Raw genomic sequence first — 21,528 nt, 5'->3', positions numbered from 1 at the left:
GTTGCCACGCGCCTGTTTGCCCTAGCAATGCCCGACTGTGAACCGGTCGGCGCAAGGACCACGCCGAGGGCCCCGCATCGCCCGGCACACCGCACATACCCGGCCCCGGACGGCCGCAAGGTGCACGCCGGACGCGAGCACGACCGTATGCCGAACCCATCAGCCGCAGCGCTTCGCCGCCGACCGTGATCTCACCGGGCCGGCCGCGCGCACCGCTCCGGCCGCCGCACCCTGCCGATCCCCGCCCAACAGGACGCCCGCGCCCGGGCCATGTCCCTGTGCCGACCAGGGGATCCGCTCAGCCACCTAGCCATCCGCACCCTGGAGTGATCGCATGTCGGCACCCGACCGATATCTCTACCGAGCCGCCTCCGACGTCCCCTATTTCAGCTCCGACGGCGGCGAGACCTACCTGGCCCGCACCCCGCTGCGGGACATCGAGAAGTCGCGCCCGCTGCGCGTCCTCTCCGAGGACGACTTCGCGTTCTGGCAGACGTACGGCTACGTCATAGTGAAGGAGGCGATCCCGGCCGCGGCCGCCCAGCGCCTCCTCGACTTCACCTGGGACTTCCAGGGCCTGGACCCCGAGCGGCCCGAGACCTGGTACGCGGAGGACCGCGAGTTCGCCTCCGAGCTCGAACAGCACCTGCACGTCTACGGGTTCGTCGAGGCGTACCACCACCAGCTGCTCTGGGACAGCCGCCAGACCCAGCGGGTCTACGACGCGTTCGCCGACGTGTGGGACTGCGAGGAGCTCTGGGTCACCCTCGACCGGCTCAACCTGAACCCGCCCAACATCAAGGACCGCGACCGCGCGCACATCGAACCCACCGACGAGGGCTTCGACATCGAGCTGCACTGGGACGTCGACACCACGCTCGGCGTGCTGCCGCAGCGCGTCCAGGGGATCATCGCGCTCAACGACACCCAGGACGACCACGGCGGCTTCCAGTGCTCGCCCGAACTGTTCCGCCGCTTCGAGGAGTGGAAGGTCGCCCAGCCCGCCGGCCGTGACCCGATCAGGCCGAACGCCGACCGCGCCGAATTCCCCGTCGTCCGGCCCGAACTCAAGGCCGGTGACCTGCTGATCTGGAACGGGCTGCTCGCGCACGGCGTGGCCCGCAACACCTCCGACAACGGTGTCCGAGCGGTCCAGTACCTCTCGATGATGCCCGCCCTGGAGTCGGACCAGGAGGTGCGGAAGTCCCGCGTCGAATCCTGGCGCAGCCTCAGCACCCCGGACTGGAACAAGACGCTGGTGGGCGATGCCCGCAGGCACGAGTCCCTCAGGTACCCGACCGCCGAACTCACCGACCTGGGCGCCAAGTTGCTGGGCCTCGAATCCTGGGGCGCCACCGGGCCCGCAACGCCGACCGAGGAGCCCGCGTGCGACGCATCTGCCTGACGCTGCCCACCAACCGGGCCTGCACGGACACCATCGCGGCGGTGCACGAGGAGGCCGCGTACGCCGCCGAACACTTCGACGTCGAGGTGCGGCTGCTGATCCTGGACTCCTCGGACGAGCCGACCCGCGCCGAACACGCCCGCGCGGTAAGGGAGTTGGCGCCGGTCGGGAATGTCCTCGTGCACCACCTCGACGAGGCGCGGCAGCGGGACTTCCTCCAGCGGGTCATCGCCCGGGCCGCTCCGGCCAAGCCCGACCTGATGCTCGACCTCATGCTGCCCGCCGACGTGTCGTACGGCGCCTGCACCAACCGGGCGTTCCTCATCGCGAGCTCGCTCGGCTGCGCCTCCGTGCACCGCAGGGACTCCGACAGCAGCTACCAGATCCTGGACGGCGAGCCCGTCTTCCCCATCCACCACGAACTGCTCTCGCTCGGGAAGCGGGCCGTGGACGCCGTACCCGATGTCACGCGGACCCGGCTCGACCCGGCGGACATCCACAAGCCGGTCGCGATGGTGGGCAGTTCGTTCGTGGGCGAGCTGTCGGTGGACATCGGCGAGATACGCGACCTCGACCCCGACATCTACTACGAGGTGGTCGGCCTGTGGGCCGAGGCCGGCACCCCGCCCGACAAGCGGCGCGAGCTCGTCGAGGATTCGTTCGTCGGGGCGGGCACCGACCCGTTCACCCACGACGAGTCGACGCTCGGCGCCCCCGACATCTGGCGGGTCGACATGTGCAACATCGGCCTCGACCGCGAGGTGTACGAGCGCGTGCCGCTGCCGCCCGCGACCAGCACCATAGGCAGCGACTACTTCCTGCTGCACCTGGTGCGCGACGCGACACTGCCCGGCGTGGTGCACAACCGGAACATCGTGAACTACTACACCCCCGAGCGGCGGACCGGCCCCGGCTTCACCGCCTACCAGCTGCGGTTCGCCAAGTTCCTCCTGTCGATGCTCTACCTCTACCCGGTCTATACGGCGATGGAGGAGGCGCGCGGAGCCCTGCTCGACGAGCGGCACCACGTACGCGCCGCCACGATCGCCGGACTCGCCGCGGGCAGCGCGGGCACGGACCGCGCGGAGAACGTCCGCAGGCTGGCGGTGCTCGATCGCTGCTACCGCCAACTGGGCGGGAAATACGGGGAGTTCGCCGATCATCTGGTGCCACTGCGGGCGCGCCTGCTCGACGAGGCGCAGGCCGACATCGAGGACTTCGCCCTGCTCATCGAGGCATGGGGTCCGCTGGTGGCGGCGAGCAGAGCCGAGGCTCCGGTCCGGGGTGTCGACGATGCGTGAGGGCACGGCCATCCGGGCCGCGCTGGCCGACGCCACCGACGACCGGATCTTCTTCGACCTCGACGGAATCGCGGCCCAGTACGCGAAGCTGATCAGCGAACTGCCGGGTATCCAGGTCCGGTTCGCCATGAAGGCGTGCCCCGTGGACGAGGTGCTCGACTGCCTCGCCCGCCAGGGCGCCGGCTTCGACGCGGCGAGCCCTCGCGAGATCGAGCAGGCCATCAGGACCGGCGTACCGCTCGACCGGATCCACTACGGCAACACGATCAAGTCGGACGAGAACATCGCCGACGCCTACCGCATGGGCATCCGGGACTTCGCCACCGACAGCGTCGAGGACGTCGCCGCGATCGCCCGACTCGCCCCGGGGGCCCGGGTGTTCTGCCGCCTCGCCACCAGCGGGGACGGCGCGTTGTGGGGCCTCAGCCAGAAGTTCGGCTGCTCGGCCGACGACGCCGTACGTGTCCTGGAAGCGGCGCGGGACGCGGGCCTGACCCCGTCGGGTCTGTCCGTGCACGTCGGCTCGCAGCAGATGACGTCCGAGGCCTGGCAGAGCGCGCTCGACGAGCTCGCGGACCTGGTGGCGGTCCTGAACGAACGGGGCATCCTGCTCGACACGGTCAATCTCGGCGGCGGTCTGCCCGCGCTCGGCTGCCTCGACAAGCACGGCCGCCCTCTCGACCCCCCACTGGACAAGATCTTCGCCGTCCTGCGCGAAGGCATGCAGCGGCTCGGTGAGCAGTCGGCGTCACCCCTTGAGTTCCTGATGGAGCCCGGCCGTCACCTGGTCGCCGACCACGGCGCCATCCGGGCCCGCGTGTCCCGGCTCTCGGCCCGGCGCCGGCGCGACGGCGAGCGGCAGCACTGGCTGTACCTGAGCTGCGGAAAGTTCAACGGCCTCTACGAGATGGACGAGCTGCAGTACCGCCTGGAGTTCCCCGGCCACGCGGGCGGCCGGTACGTTCCGGCCGTGATCGCGGGCCCCACCTGCGACAGCGACGACGCGTACGACTACGAGGCCGGACTCGTCCAGGTCCCCGAGGGCGCGGCGTCCGGCGACCCGGTCTGGGTCCACTCCTGCGGCGCGTACGCCGTCGGCTACACGACCCAGGGCTTCAACGGCTTCGACCCGCTGCCGTACACCTGCATCGGAGGTTCGAAGTAGATGCCCCTGTTGGACACCGACCCGCTGCTGGACACCGACGTCCGCATCCGCCCGCTGGCCGAGCGCGACTGGGACACGATCGTGGCTCTGGAAGCGGGCGCCTACGAGCAGGACGGCTTGTCGGAAGGCCGCGAAGCCCTCAAGTCCCGCCATTCGTCCGGCACTTGCTTCGTCCTGGAGCACGCGGGGCGCGTCGGCGGCTACCTCCTCGCCCTGCCCTACCCGCCCTTCGCCAGTCCCGACCTCAGCCGCGCGGAGGACGCGGACCACCCCTCCCGCAACCTGCACGCGCACGACCTCGTCATAGCCGAGCACCTGCGCGGCCGGGGCCTTGGCCCCCGACTCCTCACCCATCTCCTGGCCACCGCACGGGAGTTGGGGTACGAGCGGATCTCCATGGTGGCGGTCCGGGGCGCCCACGTCCTCTGGGCCCAGCTGGGCTACCGAGCCCACCCGGAGGTCGAACTGCCGGCGAGCTACGGCACGAACGCGGTGTACATGTCCATGGAAGTAGGCTGAATTGCGCATGTTTCGCGCCTCCGATGAATACCGTCGATCACAAGTGGCGATCGCGGCGCTGTTCTGCTGCCTCGGCTTCCAGTACGCCACCTGGGTCTCGCGGATTCCCGCGCTGAAGACGAGGCTCGACCTGTCCGAGGCGGAACTCGGCCTGCTCCTGATGGTCTGCGGGGCGGGCGCGGCGGTCTCCTTCCCGCTCGTGGCGATCCTGACGAAGAGGCTCGGCTCGCGGCGCCTCGCCGTCCTCTCGGCGCTGGGCCTGGGCGTGGTCCTGCTTGCCCTGTCGGTCACGCCGGACTATCCGGTCACGCTGCTCATCGTGTTCTTCGACGGGGTCGCGGTCGGCTGTCTGAACGTCGCGATGAACGCGCAGGCGGCCGCCCTTGAGGTCAAGTACCAGCGGACCACGATGGCCAGGATGCACGCGACGTTCAGCGCGGGTTCGCTGTTCGCGGCGCTGCTCGCGTCCGGCGTCACCTCGCTGTCCTCGGCCCTCCCGGCCCACTTCGGCACGGCGACGGTGCTGCTGGTGGTGCTGGTCCTCGCGGCGCGCGCGGGATTGCTGACGGAGGATCAGAAGGTGGCGGAGCCGGTGGAGCCCACCGGAAAGAAGGCCCGTGGGCTGACCCTCCCCACCCGCGTGACGATCTGGATGGGCCTCGCGATGGCGTTCGGCACCGTGACCGAGGGCGCCATGAACGACTGGTCGGCGCTCTACCTGAAGGACAGCGCGGGCGCGGCGGCCGAACTCGCCCCGCTGGGCATCGCCGTCGTCTCGGTGATGATGGTGCTTGCCCGCCTCTTCGCCGACGGCTGGCGCACCAAGTGGGGCGACGAACGCGTCGTCCGGGTCGGCAGCGCGCTGGCGGGCGTGGGCCTGGCCGTCGCCCTCCTTGCCGGAGGCGTGGTCCCGGCGCTGCTCGGGTTCGCCTGCGTCGGACTCGGCATCGCGGCGGTGACCCCGTGCGTGTACGTGGCGGCCGCCCGCCAGGGTTCGGACGCGCTGGCGCTGGTCGCCGCCATGGGCACGACGGGCCTGCTGGCCGGGCCCGCGGTGATCGGCTTCATCGCGAACGGCACGAGCTTGGTGTGGGGGATGGGTGCGGTGGCCGTCTCGGCGCTGGTCGTCTCCGCGTGCAGCACCCGGATCCGCTTCCCGGTCCTGGCGGACGCGTAGGGCTTGCGCATACGAAAGTGCCGGGCACGCCTGTTGGAGGAGTGCCCGGCACTTGCGTACCCGTAAAGCGCTCCCGCGGCTTTGCTGCCCGGCCGCGGGCCGTCGCGGGCTGGTCGCGCAGTTCCCCGCGCCCCTAGAGGGTTTGGGGCGGCCAGTGCTGGGCTGTTGAGCGCCCTGAAGGGGCGCGGGGAACTGCGCGACCAGCCACCTGCGACCCGCGGCCGAAGGCTGGCACGTGCGCGCAGCGCTTGCTTTTAGGGGCGCGGGGAACTGCGCGAGCGACCACGCACGGTCCGCGGCCGAAGGAGGGTTCAGGGGCGCGGGGAACTGCGCAAACAGCAGCCCCCGCCGGCCCGCGCTTGAGAGGACCCGCCCCTTCGCGGAGCTAGAGCCCCTGCCACACCGGCTTGTTGGTGAAGGTGTGCCGGAAGTACGGCGCCAGCTTCAGCTTGGACGCGGCCGCCTCGTCCACGACGACCGTCGCGTGCTGGTGGAGCTGGAGCGCCGAGGCCGGCACGACCGCGGCGACCGGACCCTCGACGGTCTGCGCGACCGCCTCGGCCTTGCCCTCACCGGTGGCGAGCAGCACCAGGTGGCGGGCCTCCAGGATGGTGCCGATGCCCTGGGTGATCACGTGGTGCGGCACCTGGTCGATGTCGTTGTCGAAGAAGCGCGCGTTGTCGACCCGGGTCTGCTCGGTGAGCGTCTTGATCCGGGTGCGCGAGGCGAGCGAGGAGCAGGGCTCGTTGAAGCCGATGTGCCCGTCGGTGCCGATGCCCAGGATCTGCAGGTCCACGCCGCCGGCCGAGGCCAGCGCCAGGTCGTAGGCCTCGCACGCGGCCTGCACGTCCTCGGCGGAACCGTCCGGGCCGATGAAGGAGTCCGGGCCGAGCCCGAGCGGCTCGACGACCTGGCGGATGACGGTGGCGCGGTAGGACTCGGGGTGCCCGGCGGGCAGGCCGACGTACTCGTCGAGCTGGCACACGCGGGCCTGCGAGACGTCCACGTCACCGGCGGCGACCTTCGCGGTCAGCGCGTCGTAGATCGGGATCGGGGTCGAGCCGGTGGCCACGCCGAGCAGGGCGTCGGGCTTGCGGCGCCACAGGGCGGCGATCGACTCCGCGATGAGCTCGCCGCCTGCCTTGGCGTCCGGGACGATGACAACTTCCACGTGGGCCTGCCGATCTGGAGACGTGAAACTACAACGGGCGTGGTATAGACCAATCTAGCAGAGCGATGGCCCGTCGGCCGGCGGTCGCGCCTGCTCCCATCGTCGACCGGACGGGTTGCCGGAACGCATACGGAGACGGCCATTCGGCGGCATGGAACATGACGCGGCCGCATTTCCCTTCGAGCGAGCGGTGTCACGATCGCCCGCGGCCAGGACCCGATGCTCCGAGGGTCCTGGCCGAGGTGACCGAGACGCGCCGGGCCCTACTGGAGTGAGCCGCCCGTCGCGTCCAGCCACTGGCCCGTGATCCAGCGGCCGTCGTCGGACGCCAGGAACGCCACCACGTCCGCGATGTCGGAGGGCTCGCCGACCCGGCCGAGCGGCGAGCGCGCCGCCGTCGCGGCCCAGACCTCGTCGCTGGCGCGCAGCCAGCTCGCGTTGATGTCCGTGTCGATGATCCCGGGCGCCACCGAGTTGACCGTGATCCCGCGCGGCCCGAGCACCTTGGACAGGTTCCGCGTGAACACGTCGAGCGCGCCCTTGGTCATGGCGTACGTGAGCGTCTCCGGCATCACGGCCGCACGCGCGAGCCCGCTGGAGATGTTGACGACGCGCCCGCCGTCGCGCAGCCGGGTCAGACCGAGCTGGGTCACGAAGAACGGCGCCTTGGCGTTGACGGCGAAGAACCGGTCGTACGCCTCCTCGGAGACCTCGCCGAACGGTATGGGGTGGCCGATCCCCGCGTTGTTCACCAGGATGTCGAGCCCGTCGGCCTGCTGGTCGAAGGCCTCCCAGAGGGCGGCCGCATCCCCCGGAACCCCCAGTTCCTGGCCGACGGCGAACGCCGAGCCGCCCGCCGCCTCGATGGCCGCGACCGTCTCCTTGGCCGCCGTCTCGTTCGCGCCGTAATGCACGGCGACCCGCGCCCCGTCCCGGCCGAGCCGCTCGGCGATGCCCCGCCCGATGCCCCTACTGCCGCCCGTGACCAGCGCCGTCTTCCCGTCGAGCGTGCCCATGGCCGCGCCCCTTCCACCCCGAGAATTTCTGTAGCGGTCGCTACGGAAAGAACGTAACACATTCTCTAATGGCCGCTACAGAAACCCCTGTAGACTCGACGCCATGGCGACGAAACAGCGCGGCCGCCCCCGCTCCTTCGACCGGGACAAGGCACTTGAGCAGGCCACGATGGAGTTCTGGCGCCACGGCTACGAGGTCACCTCCGTCGCCGATCTGACCCGGGTCATGGGCATCGGCGCGCCCAGCCTCTACGCCGCCTTCGGCGACAAGCGGGCCCTCTTCGAGGAGGTCCTGCGCACGTACGGGGCGACCCATGGCGCCTTCGCGACGCGGGCGCTCGCCGAGGAGCCGACCGCGCGGGCGGCGGTCGCCCGGCTGCTGCGCGAGGCCGCGTCCGAGTTCACCGATCCCGCGCACCCCTACGGCTGCCTGGTGATCAGCGCCGCGGCCAACTGCACCAGCGAGTGCGTCAGCACCACGCTGCGCGATCGGCGCAACGCCAGTCTGGCCGCCATCGAGAGCCGGATCGCCGCGGACATCGCGGCCGGTCACCTCCCCAAGAGCGCCGATGCCGGCACGCTCGCCCGCCTCAGCGGCGCCGTCTTCCAGGGCATGTCCCAGCAGGCCCGCGACGGCGCCACCCGCGCCGAGCTCGAAGCCGTCGCCGAGGCGGCCATGCTGGCCTGGCCCCCGGACGGCCGCTGAGGGTTGCGGTCGCCTTGCGGACGAGGAAGATTGTGCCGTGCAGATGGATGGACATGGCAGAATGGTCTAGTCCACAATGAACACACCGAGACTTCCGCCCACCCCGCACAGGCGGGCGGAACCGAGGCCCCGGCGCTTTCTGCCCTGACCGCGCCGTGACCTCCATTGAAGGCCGAGGGGGACCGCACACCCGTCGGCCGGCAACCGGGCTGCGGTGCCCGGGCGGGCTGAGGGTCCCGTCCAGGCGCCGCGGCCCGCAGTCATTCTCTGTCGGTGCCCGCGGGTACGCTCAACAGCGTGCCCTCCATGAACGACCTCGTACGCCAGCACACCGCTCTGAGTGAGTCCGACCTCGAGTGGCTCCATCTGCTGGTCTCGGAGTGGCAGCTGCTCTCCGACCTGTCCTTCGCCGACCTGGTGCTCTGGGTCCCCACCCTGGACGGCACGCGCTACGTGTCGGTCGCGCAGATGCGGCCCAACACCGGCCCCACCTCCTACCAGGACGACATGGTCGGCCACCTGGTGCCGCGCGGCCGGCGCCCGCTGCTCGACGCCGCCCTTGACGAGGGCCGCATCGTGCGCGAGGGCGACCCGGAGTGGCGCGAGGAGGTCCCGGTCCGCGTCGAGTCCATTCCCGTACGCCGCGAAGGGCGCGTCCTGGGGGTGATCGCCCGGAACACGAACCTGCTCACTGTGCGTACACCCTCGCGGCTCGAACTCACCTACCTTCAGTCCGCGTCCGACCTCGCCCAGATGATCGCCGCCGGGTCCTTCCCCTTCCCCGGCCAGCAGGTCGACATGGACGCCTCGCCGCGCGCGGGTGACGGCCTGATCAGGCTCGACGCGGACGGCATCGTCCAGTACGCCTCGCCCAACGCACTCTCCGCCTACCACCGGCTCGGGCTCGCCTCCGACCTCGTCGGCCAGCACCTGGGCCAGCTGACCGCCGACCTCGCGCCGCCGCGCGGCCCGGTGGACGAGTCCCTCGCCAAGCTCGCCAGCGGGTACGCGCCGAGGGAGGCCGAAGTCGAGGGCAACGACGGGGTGATCCAGCTCCGCGCCATCCCGCTCAAGCCGAAGGGCACGCGCATCGGCTCGCTGGTGCTTCTGCGCGACGTGACCGAACTGCGCCGCCGCGAGCGGGAGTTGATCACCAAGGACGCCACCATCCGGGAGATCCACCACCGGGTGAAGAACAATCTCCAGACGGTCGCGGCGCTGCTCAGGCTCCAGGCTCGCCGGATGGACTCCGACCAGGGCCGCGAGGCGCTCAACGAGGCGGTCAGGCGCGTCGGTTCGATCGCGATCGTGCACGAGACCCTGTCCCAGAACCTGGACGAGCGCGTCGAGTTCGACGAGATCGCCGACCGGGTGCTCGCGATGGTCGCCGAGATCTCGCCCGGCAAGGTCAACTGCCGCCGCACCGGCCGCTTCGGGATCCTCGACGCCGAGGTCGCCACCCCGCTGTCCATGGTCCTGACCGAGGTGCTGCAGAACGCGCTTGAGCATGCGTTCGCGCCGGGGGAGCAGGGTTCGGTGGAGGTCGCGGCGCTGCGCGGCGGCACCCGCGAGGACTCCCGGCTGCTGATCACGGTGCGGGACGACGGCCGGGGCCTGCCCGAGGGCTTCGACCCGCAGCGCACCGGAAACCTGGGCCTGCAGATCGTACGGACCCTGGTGGAGGGCGAGTTGGGCGGCAGCTTCGACATGGTGCCGGCGCCCGAGCGCGGTACGAAGGTCGTGCTCGACATCCCGGTGGGCCCCGAGAAGTAGCGGGTGCCCCGCGCCCGGCGGCGCACACACAACAGCAGCGAGCCCCGAACCGTGAGTGACGGTTCGGGGCTCGAATGCTGTGGGTTACTGCTGCGCGCTGCGGCTCGGGGGGCGGTGAGTGCGTACGCTCTGTACGCGCCGCGCGGTGCTAAGGCAGAAGGTGGGGGCTCAGGCGGTCGCGTTGCGCGCCCGGTTGCGAGCGGCACGGCGCTTCATCGCGCGGCGCTCGTCCTCGCTGAGGCCACCCCAGACGCCGGAGTCCTGGCCGGACTCGAGCGCCCACTGCAGGCACTGCTCCATGACGGGGCAGCGGCGGCAGACGGCCTTGGCTTCCTCGATCTGCAGCAGCGCAGGACCGGTGTTGCCGATGGGGAAGAACAGCTCGGGGTCTTCCTCACGACAAACGGCGTTGTGACGCCAGTCCATGGCTGCTACCTCTCTTGGTGTTACGTGCAGGGGGGTGCTTGTGAATGTGAACGCTTTCACGAATCCCTCAACAAGGGAAGGGCCATCTTCCAGTTGGACTGGTGGTGGTCCTGGTTTGAGGAGGGGTTCTGGCTTTCAGTGGAGGCCGGTGTTGCGGGCCGTCCCGATCGCCATGTAGAGATTCGCAAACCTCGGCGGCGGATACAACCCCTTCAGGAAAGTTTTTTTGGATTCCTCGGTGTCGACTGGGTCACAGTCGTACTTCCATGGGGTGGATGCCAGCCTAAACGTTCGAGTGAAAGGACTTTGGGCCCTTCCGCTCACACAATCACACGCAGTGCACGGCGTACGCCTGTGAACGCGACGCTGGTACGCAGGCCCAGGTGGTCGCCGTCCATCTGGAAGGGGAGCGGGGCCTTGGAATGCAAGGTGAAGTCCGTCAGGTCGTGCAGTGATACGGCGTGCTTGCCGTGCGGACCCCGGTCAGGGGTCGAAGTGAGCAGCTGGGTCGCGTAACGGGTCGCCGAGGGCGCGGTCATCTTGGTGAGCGCGAGCACGTCCAGGCCCGCCTCGAAGGAGGCCTCGGGGGACGAGTACAGCGGACGATTGCCCAGGTAGGTGTAGGGGGAGGTGTTGCAGACTATGGACAGGACGAGGTCCTCGACGGGCTCGGCGCCGGGCTGCTCCAGCGTGATCTGGCCGTGTCTGCGATGGGGCTCGCCGAAGAACTGGCGCGCCACCTGGCGCAAATAGAGCGCATGCGTCGAGCGCTTTCCGCGCTCCCGCTGCTGTTCGACCCGGCCGACCACACCCGCGTCGAATCCGAACCCGGCACAGAAAGTGAACCAGCGTTCAGGAACGCCTTCGTCCACGCTGCCCGGGACCCCGGAGGCGAGACCCAGGCTCACGGTGCGGTGCCGGTTCTCGCGCAGCGCGTCGAGAATGACACCGGTCGACTCCACAGCGTCATTGGGCAGGCCGAGCGCCCGCGCGAACACATTCGTCGAACCGCCGGGAACCACCGCGAATTCAGGGAGCTCGGGGCTCGGCCCGTTGTGCAGCAGACCGTTCACGACCTCGTTGACCGTGCCGTCGCCGCCGAGCGCCACCACGAGATCGATGTCGTTGCTCTCGGCCGCCCGCCGCCCGAGGTCCTTGGCATGGCCGCGGTACTCCGTGGTCACGGCCTCCAGCTTCATCTCGCTGGCGAGGGCATGAATGAGGACGTCACGCGTGCGCGCACTGGTGGTGGTAGCCGCCGGATTGACCACGAGAAGTGCACGCATGGGCGCCAGACTACCTACCGGGTGGTATCGGGGTGTACTTGGCCCGGACCGCCGGGCCCGGGCCGGGCCCCGAACGCGGGCTACCCTGGCCGGGTGAGTACTGAGCAGACCCCCGAAGCCCCCGCCGAACCGCGCCCCGGCCGGCTGACCGCCGCGGCGGCGCTGTCCGCGCTGGAAGGCCTCGCCCTGGTCGCCGGTGGCCTCTACATGCTCGTGATGGGCCTGACCGGCAAGCCCGACCGGCCCACCCAGGCCGAGACGGGCGGCCTGACCCTGGTCGTCCTCGGCCTGATCCCGCTGATCGCCGCCCGCGGCCTGCTGCGCCGCCGCAGCTGGAGCCGGGGCCCCGCGATGATCACCCAGATCATGGCGCTGCCAGTCGCCTGGATGTTCCTGAACTCCGACGGCGCCCCGTGGATCCCGGCGGGCATCGCCCTCGCCGCGGTGGCCATCACCGGCCTCGTACTCCTGGTGAACCCGGCCACGACCAAGGCGCTCGGAATCCGCGGGCCGATGCGCGACGCGTAACGAGCAGGGTCCGGAGGCAGCGCCCCCGGACCCCGGCCTACTCCTCGACGAGCAGCTTCTCGCGGAGCTGGGCCAGCGTGCGGGCCAGCAGGCGCGAGACGTGCATCTGCGAGATGCCGACCTCCTGCGCGATCTGCGACTGGGTCATGTTGCCGAAGAACCGAAGCAGCAGGATCCGCTTCTCCCGCGGCGGCAGGTCCTCAAGGAGCGGCTTGAGGGACTCGCGGTACTCGACGCCTTCGAGCGCCTCGTCCTCCGCACCCAGGGTGTCCGCCACCGCCGGCGACTCGTCGTCGGTGTCCGGCACGTCGAGGGACAGCGTGGAGTAGGCGTTGGCCGACTCCAGGCCCTCCAGGACCTCCTCCTCCGAAATGCCGAGCCGCTCGGCCAGTTCGTGCACCGTCGGCGAGCGGCCGTGCTGCTGGGACAGCTCCGCCGTCGCCGTGGTGAGCGCGAGCCGCAGCTCCTGGAGCCGGCGCGGCACCCGCACCGCCCAGCCCTTGTCGCGGAAGTGCCGCTTGATCTCGCCGACGACGGTGGGCGTCGCGTACGTCGAGAACTCCACGCCCCGCTCGGGGTCGAACCGGTCCACCGACTTGATCAGACCGATCGTGGCGACCTGGGTCAGGTCGTCGAGGGGCTCGCCCCGGTTGCGGAAGCGCCGCGCCAGGTGCTCGACCAGCGGCAGGTGCATCCGTACCAGCTGATTGCGCAGCTCGGACTTCTCCGGGGATCCGTCGGGCAGCTTGCGCAGCTCGATGAACATCGCCCGCGCCCCGCTGCGATCGTGTGGATCGTGCTGCCTGTGCTCGATGTGCTCGCTCATAAGGGTCGCCCGCTCTGCCTGCTCCGCCGCGTACAAAACGCCATCTGGGCCATCCACAGGGCTGTCCACCGGGTGCGGCCGGGCCTGCTGCTCCGGGATGCCCGCGGAGCGCACCGCTTCGGGGATGCGCTTGTCGTCCCGCACCGGACCCTCCCCGCTCACGCCGGTCCGGGTCCCGCGCCGCGCTGTTTGTACAGGCTGATGGAGACCGTACGGTCCTCGGCCACCGAGGAGTCGACCTTGCCGGCCAGGGCGGAGAGCACCGTCCACGCGAAGGTGTCGCGCTCCGGGGCCCGCCCGTCGGTGGTCGGCGCCGAGACGGTGACCTCCAGCGAGTCGTCGACGAGGCGGAACACGCAGCTCAGTACGGAACCTGGAACGGCCTGCTGGAGCAGGATCGCGCAGGCCTCGTCGACCGCGATGCGCAGGTCCTCGATCTCGTCGAGGGTGAAGTCCAAACGTGCCGCGAGTCCGGCCGTGGCCGTACGCAGCACCGACAGGTAGGCACCCGCAGCCGGCAGCCGGACTTCCACGAAGTCCTGATTCCCGGGCTCGCCTGCGATCTGGGACACCCTCACCTCCAAGGTGGCACAAGCTCTATCGAGGCCCGGGGAGAGGGGAGGTCCCGGGGCCGTGGGTACGGGGTCCGTACCTGGACTGGCGACGCTATCGCGATCCATGGTGCCCTGTCGCCGGAAGCTCTCCCGGCGGCTGTCACTCATGGTAAGCCTATGAGTACGGACAGTGGCTAGAGGTTTGCAGTGCCCAATTGCTGTGAACCGAGCCCGGGTTGACGTACCCAGGCGTCGAGGGCTTCGAACCTTTCCTCACGCTCTGGACGAAGCGCTTGGGGTGCCACTCTCACACCAGCAGGCCGTCCACGAAACACCAGCGCCAGCTCTCGCCGGGCTCGAAGGTCCGCATCACCGCGTGCCCGGTCTCCTTGAAGTGTCCCGTCGCGTGCTGGTGCGGCGAGGAGTCGCAGCACCCCACGTGCCCGCAGACCAGACACAGGCGCAGTTGCACGGGGTGCGTGCCGTCCTTCAGACACTCCGGGCAGGTGTCGCTCAGCGGGGCCGGCTCGGGGCGCGGCAGTTCTGCAACGTGCGGGCACTCGCTCATGATGGCCAGGTTACGACGCAGAACGCGGCGCGGGTGAGTGGGGACGGACGGTTCTGATGGATGCATTGCCGCTGGTGGCGCTGATCGCGGCGAGCGCGGCGGTCGCGGGAGCCGCCCGCAGGACGCCGGTGCCGGCGCCGCTGCTCCTGGTGGCGGTGGGGCTGATCGGGGCGTACGTGCCCGGCGTCCCCGACTACACCCTCGACCCGCACGTCGTGCTGCCGCTGGTGCTGCCGCCGCTGCTGCACACGGCCGCGCTGGAGAGCTCGTACCTCGATCTGCGCGCCAACCTCCGGCCGGTGGCGCTGCTTTCGGTCGGTTACACGCTGTTCGCGACGGTGGTGGTCGGCTACCTCGCGTATCTCCTCGTGCCCGATCTCCCGCTGACCGCAGGGCTCGTGCTCGGCGCGGTGATCGCGCCGCCGGACGCGGTCGCGGCCACCGCCATCGCACGCCGGCTGCGGCTGCCGAGCCGGATCACCACCATCCTCCAGGGCGAGTCCCTGGTGAACGACGCGACCGCGATCACCGCGTACAAGGTGGCGCTCGCGGCGGCCGTCGGGGCCGGGGCGACCTGGGGCGGCGGACTCAAGGAGTTCGCGCTCGCGTCGATCGGCGGGATCGGGGTGGGGCTCGTCCTGATGCTGCCGATCCACTGGCTGCGCCGCCATCTCCACGAGGCGCTGCTCCAGAACACGTTGTCGCTGCTCATCCCGTTCGTGGCGTACGCGGCGGCGGAGCAGGTGGGCGCGTCGGGCGTACTGGCGGTCGTGGTCGTGGCCCTCTACCTCGGCCATCACTCCTGGCAGGTGGACTTCGCGACGCGGCTCCAGGAGGAGGCGGTCTGGAAGATGGTCGCCTTCGTCCTCGAATCGGCGGTGTTCGCGCTGATCGGACTCCAAATGCCGGTGGTGCTCAAGGGACTTGGGGAGTACGGGGTCGGCGAGGCGGTCTGGTACGCGGTGGGGGTGTTCGTCCTGGTGGTGGCGGCCCGCTTCGTCTGGGTCTTCCCGGCCACGTTCCTGCCGCGCGCGCTGTCCGAGAGGATCCGCCGCCGCGAGCCGGAGGTCGACTGGACGGCGCCGGTGATCGTGGGGTGGGCGGGGATGCGGGGCGTGGTCTCGCTGGCCATCGCGTTCTCGATCCCGCTGACGATGGAGGACGGTTCGGCCTTCCCGGCCCGCAACCTGGTCCTGTTCCTCACGTTCACGACGGTGATCGGCACGCTGGTGGTGCAGGGGCTCACGCTGCCGCCGCTGATCCGGCTGCTGGGGCTCCCGGGACGGGACGCGCAGGCCGAGACGCTGGCCGAGGCGCAGGCCCAGAGCGAGGCGTCCCGGGCCGCCGAGGCCCGCCTCGACGAGCTCCTCACCGACTCGCGCAACGCGTTGCCGCCGCCGCTGGCCGACCGGCTGCGGACGGTGCTCGAACGGCGGCGGAACGCGGTGTGGGAGCGGCTCGGGGCGGTGAACGAGGCGACGGGGGAGTCGGCGGACGACACGTACCGGCGGCTGTCCCGAGCGATGATCGACGCGGAGCGGCAGGTGTTCGTGTCCCTGCGGGACGAGCGGCGCATCGATGACGAAATGATGCGGACGCTGCTGCGGAGGCTGGATCTGGAGGAGGCGGCGGCGTACCGCGAGGGCGAGGGTTAGGGCTGGGCGGGCGCTGGGTCTCCACCCCAGACCCCGGAGACCCCCACCCCGCCCCTTCCCGAGACCCGCCGGGGGACGAGGGTGGGCTGAGGTCCATTCCCGGGGGCGCTGCCCCCGGCCCCCCCCGCTCCTCAAACGCCGAAGGGGCTGGATGTGCGGATGGTTTTGGGGCTGCGGGCCGTGTGTGGCTGGTCGCGCAGTTCCCCGCGCCCCTGACAGCGCCGGGTACAGGCATCTTCAGCCCGTCCGGCGTTTGAGGACGAGCGCCCTTAAGGCGCGAACGGGGTCTGGGGCGGAGCCCCAGGAAACCCGGCTTCCCCCTTCCCAACCCCCGGAGGGTCTCGGGAAGGGGCGGGGTGGGGATTCAAGGCCGGCCAGTGATCACCGCCGCCACTCTCGCGCCCCGCGCAAACGCCCCCTCCTCCGTCAGCCTCAGCAGCGCGTACAGCAGCTTCGCCACGTACACCCGCTCCACTCCCACCCCGTGCCGCCCCTCGAAGTCCCGCGCGAAGGCGTCCAGTTCGGCGGGGACGCGGGCGTAGCCCCCGAAGTGGAAGCGGTCGTCCAGGGTCCAGTCCCCCCGCACCTCGCCGAACGCCGCCCGCTGGAGGGCGCGTATCTCCTCGGTCAGGAAGCCGCCCTTCAGGACCGGCACGCCCAGCGCCCGCTGCCCGGGGGCGAGGCCCGCCGCCAGGCCCGCCAGGGTGCCGCCCGTGCCGCAGGCCACGCCCACCACGTCCGCCGCCCCGCGCAGCTCCTCGCCGAGCGCCGTACAGCCGCGCACCGCGAGGGAGTTGCTGCCGCCCTCCGGCACGACGTACGCGTCGGAGCGGAGCAGCTCCAACAGGCCCGCGAGGACGTCCGGCGAGGACTTGCGGCGGTACGTCGAGCGGTCCACGAAGTGCAGCCGCATGCCGTCCGCCGCGCACTGCGCGAGCGACGGGTTGAGCGGCCGGCCGGCCAGTTCGTCGCCCCGTACGACGCCGATCGTGGGGAAGCCGAGCAGCCGCCCGGCGGCGGCCGTCGCGCGGAGGTGGTTGGAGTAGGCGCCGCCGAAGGTGAGGACGGGGCGGCCGGCGGCGGCCCGCAGGTTCAGCACCAGCTTGCGCCATTTGTTGCCGACCAGATCCGGGTGGATCAGATCGTCCCGTTTCAGGAGCAGGCGTACGCCGTGACGTGCGAAGCGCTCGTCCGGCGCCTCCTCCAGGGGGGAGGGGAGGCGAGGGGCGAGCGCTTCGGGGGTCATGCCCCCATTGTCACGTGGTCACCGCGGGCAGCGCCTCACGCGCGACGCCCCACGTGTCACTTCAGTCGCTCCCCCACCCGCTCGCGCAGCCAGTCCATCGTGAAGCCGCGCGGGTCCACCTTGCCCACCTGCCACTCCTTGTGGCCGATGACGGACCGCTCGGTCCAGCCGTAGAAGCGGCACACGGCCGCGGCCGCCTTCTCGATGGCGGCGAGCTGGGCCTCGGGCCAGGGATCCACGCCGTCGCCCAGGTTCTCGCATTCGAAACCGTAGAAGTGCGTGTTCCCGTCGGTGTCGTTCTTCACCGGCGGCGGCAGCCGTTTCTCGGCGATGACGGCGCGCAGCACGTCGCCGTCGCCCGCGCCCGCGTGATTGGCGCGGCCGTTGCCGACGAGGTGCACGGTGCCGTCCTTGGTGATCACGCCGTGGCAGAGCGGGCCCGGCAGGGCGTCGTAGCCGTCGTAACAGATGCGGACCGTCGCGTCGGCGCCGCTGGTCGCGGTGTGGTGGATCACGACGCCGTTGATGGGGCCCCAGCCGCCGTGGCCGGCCCGGTTGTGGGTGCGCCACCCGTCGACCTCGACGACGGCGAGGCCCTCGCCGCGCAGCGCGGCGAGGAACTGGTCTGCGGACATGGGAGGCGCCATGGCCGCCTCCTTCCAGAGCGGTACGGATGTGTGTCGTACCGCTTGTACCCCAACTTGCCCCAGGAAGGTGCTATTTGGACGCCATGGTGTTAACTGTTCGGTTTGTTGAGCGAGTTGATCCGGACATCCCGCCGGGCCGAGTCCGTCAGTTCTGGGCCAGCCACAGATCCGGGCCGAACACCTCGTAGTGGATGTCGGCCGCCGCCACCCCCTTGGCAAGGAGCTGGGTGCGGACTGCGCGCATGAACGGGAGCGGGCCGCAGAGGTAGGCGCGGGTGCCCGACGGCACCGGCAGCGCCGTCAGGTCGACCCGGCCCGTGCGGTCGGCCGGGTGGCCAGGCTCCGGGGTCTCGTACCAGAAGTGGGCGGCCGCGTCCGGGAGCTTGGCGGTGAGCGCCGCGTGGTCGTCGCGCAGCGGGTGCTCGGCGGGGGAGCGGTCGGCGTGCACCACGGTCACCGGGGCGCGGTGCCCGGTGGCCGCGAGCTGTTCGAGCATCGACAGCATTGGCGTGCAGCCGATGCCCGCGGAAGCCAGCAGCAGCGGGGCCCCGCCCGCACGGAGACCCGCGTCGAGGACGAGATCGCCGTACGGGGCCGAGACGCGCAGCCGGTCGCCCTCGCGGACGCGAGCGTGCAGGTGGCCGGAAACCTCGCCGTCCGGGTCGCCCTGGACGCGTTTGACGGTGATCGAGCGGAGCTCGCCGCCCGGCGCCGAGGTCAGGCTGTACTGGCGTATCTGGCGGGCGCCGTCGGGGAGTTCGACCTGGACGGAGACGTACTGGCCGGCCCGGAAGGCAGGGGCGGGCGCGCCGTCGGCGGGGCGCAGCCGGAAGGTGGCGCAGTCGGCGGTCTCCTCGGTGCGGCCCGCCACCGTCCACTCCCGCCAGACGTCCCCGGCGAGCACGCCCTGCTCCTCGTACTGCCGGGTCTCGATGGCGATCAGGGCGTTCGCCATCAGCCAGTACACCTCGTCCCAGGCCTCGGCGACCTCCGGCGTCGCGGCCTCGCCGAGCACCTCGGCGATCGCGGCGAAGAGGTGCCGGTGGACGATCTCGTACTGGTCGGCGGTGACGCCCAGCGAGGCGTGCTTGTGGGCGATGCGGCTCAGCAGCACGTCCGGGCGGTCCTCGGGGTGGTTCACGAGGTGCGTCGCGAACGCGGCCATGGAGCCCGCGAGCGCCTGCCTCTGGAGTCCGGCGGCCTGGTTGCCGCGGTTGAACAGGTCCCGCAGCAGCTCGGGGTGGGCGGCGAAGAGCCGCTCGTAGAAGCGCTCGGTGATGGTGCCGATGGCCGCGCCGACGGCGGGGAGCGTGGCGCGTACGGTCGCGGTCGACTTCTCGGACAGCATCTACTGGCTCCTTAAATTGGTATTTAGGATTCGCATTTAAGGGTGTGAGGAAGACAGTGAGGGTGGCTGACGGATCGTCAGCGGCTGGTCAGGCCGATCAGCAGCGGGCCGGTCGGTGAGGCCACGAGGTCGTCCACCGTGACCTCGTCGAGGGAGCCGTAGAACGCCTCCTGTGCGCGGTGCAGTGCCCGGCGCAGCCGGCAGGCCGCGGCGAGCGGGCACGGTGTGGACCCCTCGCACTCCACGACGTCACCCGGCCCTTCGAGCTCGCGCACCAGGCCGCCCACGGAGGCGAGACGGCCCGCCGCGGTGAGCGTGAGCCCGCCGCCCCTGCCGCGCCGCGCCTCGACGAGCCCGAGGTGCTGGAGGCGGGCGACGACCTTCGCGGTGTGCGTGTACGGGATGTGCATCGCGTCCGACACCTCCCGCGTGGTGGGCGGGGTCCGGTCGTCCGCGCTCTCGACGACCGCGAGCCGCATCAGCACCCGCAGCGCCAGGTCGGTGAATCTCGTCAGCCGCATGAGACCCACCGTAGATAACTTGCATCTTGTGTGCAAATTAAAGGTTGCCCAATGGGCTGGTTATCGGCCGGTGTATTCGGGGTGTGCGAAGCGGGGGGGCGTGCGGGGCGTGTTCGAGCGCTTCGGGGCGGCTGCCCGGCCTGCTGTTGTTCTAATCCCACTCATTTGAGTAATGGCGCGGGGACTCTCCGTGCTGGAAGTGTTCTCAGGGCAGTCCAGCTTCAAGATCGTAAGAGCTCAGAAGGAGTCACATGTCGGTCGAGGCAGGTCCCGAGAACCGCGCCCAGCAGAGTCTCGGCACAGCCGCCGCGCGGAACTTGGCGACCACCACCAAGTCCGTCCCGCAGATGCAGGAGATCACCTCCCGTTGGCTGCTGCGGATGCTGCCGTGGGTCCAGGTGCAGGGCGGTACGTATCGGGTGAACCGACGGCTCAGCTACTCGGTGGGGGACGGGCGGATCACCTTCGTCCAGACCGGCGAGCGAGTCGCCGTCATCCCCGCCGAGCTGGGCGAGCTGCCCGCGCTGCGGGACTACGAGGACGAGGCGGCCCTCACCGAGCTGGCCAACCGCTGCGAGCAGCGCGAGTTCGCGGCGGGCGAGGTCATCGCCACCGCCGGCGACGTCACCGACCGCGTGTTCCTGCTCGCGCACGGCCGCGTCGAGAAGATCGGCACCGGCCCGTACGGCGACGAGACCGAGCTCGGCTTCCTCGCCGACGGGGCGCACTTCGGCGAGCAGGCGCTGGTCTCCGGCGAGGCCGTCTGGGAGTGCACCTACCGCGCCACCACCGGGTGCACCGCCCTGATCCTGACCCGGGCCGACGTGCTCAACCTCGCGGAGCGCGCCGAGTCGCTGCACGCGCACCTCGCGATGGCCTCGGCGCAGCCCGACCAGCGCACCAACAACTACGGCGAAGCGGCGATCGACCTCTCCGCGGGCCACGTCGGTGAGGCGGTCATTCCGCACACCTACGTCGACTACGAGGGCTCGCCGCGCGAGTACGAACTCTCCGTCGCGCAGACCGTGCTGAAGGTCCACAGCCGCGTCGCCGACCTCTACAACCAGCCGATGAACCAGACCGAGCAGCAGTTGCGGCTCACGGTCGAGGCGCTGCGCGAGCGCCAGGAGCACGAGCTCATCAACAACCGGGAGTTCGGCCTCCTGACCAACTGCGACTACGACCAGCGCCTCCAGCCGCACGACGGGGTGCCCAGCCCCGACGACATGGACGAGCTCCTCTCCCGGCGCCGCGGCTCCAAGCTGTTCCTCGCCCACCCGCGCGCGATCGCCGCCTTCGGGCGCGAGTGCAACAAGCGTGGCCTGGTGCCCGAGTCCGTCGAGGTGGGCGGCCACCACGTGCCCGCCTGGCGCGGCGTGCCGATCTTCCCGTGCAACAAGATTCCGGTGAGCGAGGCCCGTACGACCTCGATCATCTGCATGCGTACCGGCGAGGCCGAGCAGGGCGTCATCGGGCTCCAGCAGGCCGGCATCCCGGACGAGATCGAGCCGAGCCTGTCGGTCCGCTTCATGGGCATCGACGAGCAGGCGATCATCTCGTACCTGGTCACCGCGTACTACTCGGCCGCGATCCTGGTGCCCGACGCGCTGGGCGTCCTGGAGAACATCGAGGTCAGCCGCTGGCGGTGAGCTTCCGGTCCGGGCGTGCCCCCTTCGGGTGCGCCCGGCGC

At 70.8% G+C, this 21,528-nt stretch carries 21 protein-coding genes; 10 read left to right on the top strand and 11 right to left on the bottom strand.

The features are described from left to right. Window positions 1-334 precede the first annotated feature (334 nt). Genes OHA17_RS13565 through OHA17_RS13545 form a run of 5 tightly spaced genes read left to right on the top strand, consistent with a single transcriptional unit; the run spans window position 335 to window position 5,567 of the window. Window positions 335-1,405 carry a phytanoyl-CoA dioxygenase family protein gene (locus OHA17_RS13565; protein ID WP_406506893.1) on the top strand — a complete coding sequence of 357 codons (1,071 nt, stop codon included), beginning with the start codon at window positions 335-337 and terminating at the stop codon, window positions 1,403-1,405. Beyond that, the gene (locus OHA17_RS13560) at window positions 1,387-2,706 is read left to right on the top strand and encodes a DUF6271 family protein (RefSeq protein ID WP_406506892.1); all 1,320 of its coding nucleotides are present in this window, start codon (window positions 1,387-1,389) and stop codon (window positions 2,704-2,706) included. The genes OHA17_RS13565 and OHA17_RS13560 overlap by 19 nt, the downstream gene beginning before the upstream one ends. After that, the gene (locus tag OHA17_RS13555) at window positions 2,699-3,871 is read left to right on the top strand and encodes a type III PLP-dependent enzyme (protein WP_406506891.1); all 1,173 of its coding nucleotides are present in this window, start codon (window positions 2,699-2,701) and stop codon (window positions 3,869-3,871) included. The genes OHA17_RS13560 and OHA17_RS13555 overlap by 8 nt, the downstream gene beginning before the upstream one ends. After that, window positions 3,872-4,390, top strand: coding sequence for a GNAT family N-acetyltransferase (locus OHA17_RS13550; protein WP_406506890.1), 519 nt, complete (start codon window positions 3,872-3,874; stop codon window positions 4,388-4,390). It abuts the gene before it with no gap. A 7-nt stretch (window positions 4,391-4,397) separates the two neighbouring features. Further along, window positions 4,398-5,567, top strand: a complete 1,170-nt coding sequence (locus OHA17_RS13545; RefSeq protein WP_406506888.1) for an MFS transporter — start codon at window positions 4,398-4,400, stop codon at window positions 5,565-5,567. A gap of 385 nt (window positions 5,568-5,952) precedes the next feature. Here OHA17_RS13545 and nagB read toward each other — a convergent pair whose 3' ends face one another. Both nagB and OHA17_RS13535 read right to left on the bottom strand, forming a co-directional pair. Next, a complete protein-coding gene (gene nagB / locus OHA17_RS13540; protein WP_398876230.1) occupies window positions 5,953-6,738 on the bottom strand; it encodes a glucosamine-6-phosphate deaminase in 786 nt (261 codons plus the stop codon). A 263-nt stretch (window positions 6,739-7,001) separates the two neighbouring features. Continuing rightward, window positions 7,002-7,754 (bottom strand): SDR family oxidoreductase, encoded by a 753-nt coding sequence (locus tag OHA17_RS13535; RefSeq protein ID WP_406506886.1) that lies wholly within the window; start codon window positions 7,752-7,754, stop codon window positions 7,002-7,004. A 103-nt stretch (window positions 7,755-7,857) separates the two neighbouring features. Between OHA17_RS13535 and OHA17_RS13530 the strand changes: the two genes are divergently transcribed. Further along, window positions 7,858-8,460, top strand: a complete 603-nt coding sequence (locus OHA17_RS13530) for a TetR/AcrR family transcriptional regulator (protein WP_053729852.1) — start codon at window positions 7,858-7,860, stop codon at window positions 8,458-8,460. 306 nt (window positions 8,461-8,766) lie between these two features. Continuing rightward, window positions 8,767-10,233: a sensor histidine kinase gene (locus OHA17_RS13525; RefSeq protein WP_398876562.1), complete on the top strand. Its 1,467-nt coding sequence runs from the start codon at window positions 8,767-8,769 to the stop codon at window positions 10,231-10,233. 168 nt (window positions 10,234-10,401) lie between these two features. Here OHA17_RS13525 and OHA17_RS13520 read toward each other — a convergent pair whose 3' ends face one another. After that, entirely contained in the window at window positions 10,402-10,659 is a 258-nt protein-coding gene (locus tag OHA17_RS13520; RefSeq protein ID WP_004937597.1) for a WhiB family transcriptional regulator, read from the bottom strand. A gap of 320 nt (window positions 10,660-10,979) precedes the next feature. Continuing rightward, window positions 10,980-11,945, bottom strand: a complete 966-nt coding sequence (locus OHA17_RS13515) for a diacylglycerol kinase family protein (protein ID WP_053729850.1) — start codon at window positions 11,943-11,945, stop codon at window positions 10,980-10,982. A 93-nt stretch (window positions 11,946-12,038) separates the two neighbouring features. Between OHA17_RS13515 and OHA17_RS13510 the strand changes: the two genes are divergently transcribed. Continuing rightward, window positions 12,039-12,473 (top strand): hypothetical protein, encoded by a 435-nt coding sequence (locus OHA17_RS13510; protein ID WP_406506883.1) that lies wholly within the window; start codon window positions 12,039-12,041, stop codon window positions 12,471-12,473. A 37-nt stretch (window positions 12,474-12,510) separates the two neighbouring features. On the opposite strand, the gene OHA17_RS13505 is transcribed toward OHA17_RS13510, so the two are convergent. The 3 genes from OHA17_RS13505 to OHA17_RS13495 all read right to left on the bottom strand — a co-directional run bounded on the left by OHA17_RS13505 (window position 12,511) and on the right by OHA17_RS13495 (window position 14,421). Then, window positions 12,511-13,443, bottom strand: coding sequence for an RNA polymerase sigma factor SigF (locus tag OHA17_RS13505; RefSeq protein ID WP_053729848.1), 933 nt, complete (start codon window positions 13,441-13,443; stop codon window positions 12,511-12,513). A gap of 14 nt (window positions 13,444-13,457) precedes the next feature. Next, window positions 13,458-13,871, bottom strand: coding sequence for an anti-sigma regulatory factor (locus tag OHA17_RS13500; RefSeq protein ID WP_053729847.1), 414 nt, complete (start codon window positions 13,869-13,871; stop codon window positions 13,458-13,460). 289 nt (window positions 13,872-14,160) lie between these two features. Next, window positions 14,161-14,421, bottom strand: coding sequence for a UBP-type zinc finger domain-containing protein (locus OHA17_RS13495; protein ID WP_053729846.1), 261 nt, complete (start codon window positions 14,419-14,421; stop codon window positions 14,161-14,163). A 56-nt stretch (window positions 14,422-14,477) separates the two neighbouring features. On the opposite strand from OHA17_RS13495, the gene OHA17_RS13490 reads away from it, so the two are divergent. After that, entirely contained in the window at window positions 14,478-16,076 is a 1,599-nt protein-coding gene (locus OHA17_RS13490) for a Na+/H+ antiporter (protein WP_406506880.1), read from the top strand. 364 nt (window positions 16,077-16,440) lie between these two features. On the opposite strand, the gene OHA17_RS13485 is transcribed toward OHA17_RS13490, so the two are convergent. The 4 genes from OHA17_RS13485 to OHA17_RS13470 all read right to left on the bottom strand — a co-directional run bounded on the left by OHA17_RS13485 (window position 16,441) and on the right by OHA17_RS13470 (window position 19,838). Next, the gene (locus OHA17_RS13485; RefSeq protein WP_406506878.1) at window positions 16,441-17,322 is read right to left on the bottom strand and encodes a 1-aminocyclopropane-1-carboxylate deaminase/D-cysteine desulfhydrase; all 882 of its coding nucleotides are present in this window, start codon (window positions 17,320-17,322) and stop codon (window positions 16,441-16,443) included. A 56-nt stretch (window positions 17,323-17,378) separates the two neighbouring features. After that, a complete protein-coding gene (locus tag OHA17_RS13480) occupies window positions 17,379-17,969 on the bottom strand; it encodes an N-acetylmuramoyl-L-alanine amidase (protein WP_406506876.1) in 591 nt (196 codons plus the stop codon). Window positions 17,970-18,114: 145 nt separating this feature from the next. Beyond that, window positions 18,115-19,317, bottom strand: coding sequence for a globin domain-containing protein (locus OHA17_RS13475; protein WP_406506874.1), 1,203 nt, complete (start codon window positions 19,315-19,317; stop codon window positions 18,115-18,117). 77 nt (window positions 19,318-19,394) lie between these two features. Next, window positions 19,395-19,838 (bottom strand): RrF2 family transcriptional regulator, encoded by a 444-nt coding sequence (locus OHA17_RS13470; protein ID WP_406506872.1) that lies wholly within the window; start codon window positions 19,836-19,838, stop codon window positions 19,395-19,397. Between the two features lie 251 nt (window positions 19,839-20,089). On the opposite strand from OHA17_RS13470, the gene OHA17_RS13465 reads away from it, so the two are divergent. After that, complete coding sequence (locus OHA17_RS13465; protein WP_406506870.1) at window positions 20,090-21,487, top strand: family 2B encapsulin nanocompartment shell protein; 1,398 nt, start codon at window positions 20,090-20,092, stop codon at window positions 21,485-21,487. Window positions 21,488-21,528: the final 41 nt, after the last annotated feature.

The sequence above is a fragment of the Streptomyces sp. NBC_00212 genome, from assembly GCF_045206365.1.
GTDB lineage: Bacteria > Actinomycetota > Actinomycetes > Streptomycetales > Streptomycetaceae > Streptomyces.
This window is presented reverse-complemented; position numbering and strand designations above follow the sequence as displayed.

What these genes read in the sequence shown, in the direction of transcription:
- OHA17_RS13535 (WP_406506886.1), bottom strand. Translation starts at nt 7,754, where the DNA reads ATGGGCACGCTCGACGGGAAGACGGCGCTGGTCACGGGCGGCAGTAGG.
- OHA17_RS13550 (WP_406506890.1), top strand. Translation starts at nt 3,872, where the DNA reads ATGCCCCTGTTGGACACCGACCCGCTGCTGGACACCGACGTCCGCATC.
- OHA17_RS13470 (WP_406506872.1), bottom strand. Translation starts at nt 19,838, where the DNA reads ATGCGGCTGACGAGATTCACCGACCTGGCGCTGCGGGTGCTGATGCGG.
- OHA17_RS13520 (WP_004937597.1), bottom strand. Translation starts at nt 10,659, where the DNA reads ATGGACTGGCGTCACAACGCCGTTTGTCGTGAGGAAGACCCCGAGCTG.
- OHA17_RS13555 (WP_406506891.1), top strand. Translation starts at nt 2,699, where the DNA reads ATGCGTGAGGGCACGGCCATCCGGGCCGCGCTGGCCGACGCCACCGAC.
- OHA17_RS13490 (WP_406506880.1), top strand. Translation starts at nt 14,478, where the DNA reads ATGGATGCATTGCCGCTGGTGGCGCTGATCGCGGCGAGCGCGGCGGTC.
- OHA17_RS13485 (WP_406506878.1), bottom strand. Translation starts at nt 17,322, where the DNA reads ATGACCCCCGAAGCGCTCGCCCCTCGCCTCCCCTCCCCCCTGGAGGAG.
- OHA17_RS13480 (WP_406506876.1), bottom strand. Translation starts at nt 17,969, where the DNA reads ATGGCGCCTCCCATGTCCGCAGACCAGTTCCTCGCCGCGCTGCGCGGC.
- OHA17_RS13530 (WP_053729852.1), top strand. Translation starts at nt 7,858, where the DNA reads ATGGCGACGAAACAGCGCGGCCGCCCCCGCTCCTTCGACCGGGACAAG.
- OHA17_RS13525 (WP_398876562.1), top strand. Translation starts at nt 8,767, where the DNA reads ATGAACGACCTCGTACGCCAGCACACCGCTCTGAGTGAGTCCGACCTC.
- OHA17_RS13475 (WP_406506874.1), bottom strand. Translation starts at nt 19,317, where the DNA reads ATGCTGTCCGAGAAGTCGACCGCGACCGTACGCGCCACGCTCCCCGCC.
- OHA17_RS13545 (WP_406506888.1), top strand. Translation starts at nt 4,398, where the DNA reads ATGTTTCGCGCCTCCGATGAATACCGTCGATCACAAGTGGCGATCGCG.
- OHA17_RS13565 (WP_406506893.1), top strand. Translation starts at nt 335, where the DNA reads ATGTCGGCACCCGACCGATATCTCTACCGAGCCGCCTCCGACGTCCCC.
- OHA17_RS13515 (WP_053729850.1), bottom strand. Translation starts at nt 11,945, where the DNA reads ATGCGTGCACTTCTCGTGGTCAATCCGGCGGCTACCACCACCAGTGCG.
- OHA17_RS13495 (WP_053729846.1), bottom strand. Translation starts at nt 14,421, where the DNA reads ATGAGCGAGTGCCCGCACGTTGCAGAACTGCCGCGCCCCGAGCCGGCC.
- OHA17_RS13465 (WP_406506870.1), top strand. Translation starts at nt 20,090, where the DNA reads ATGTCGGTCGAGGCAGGTCCCGAGAACCGCGCCCAGCAGAGTCTCGGC.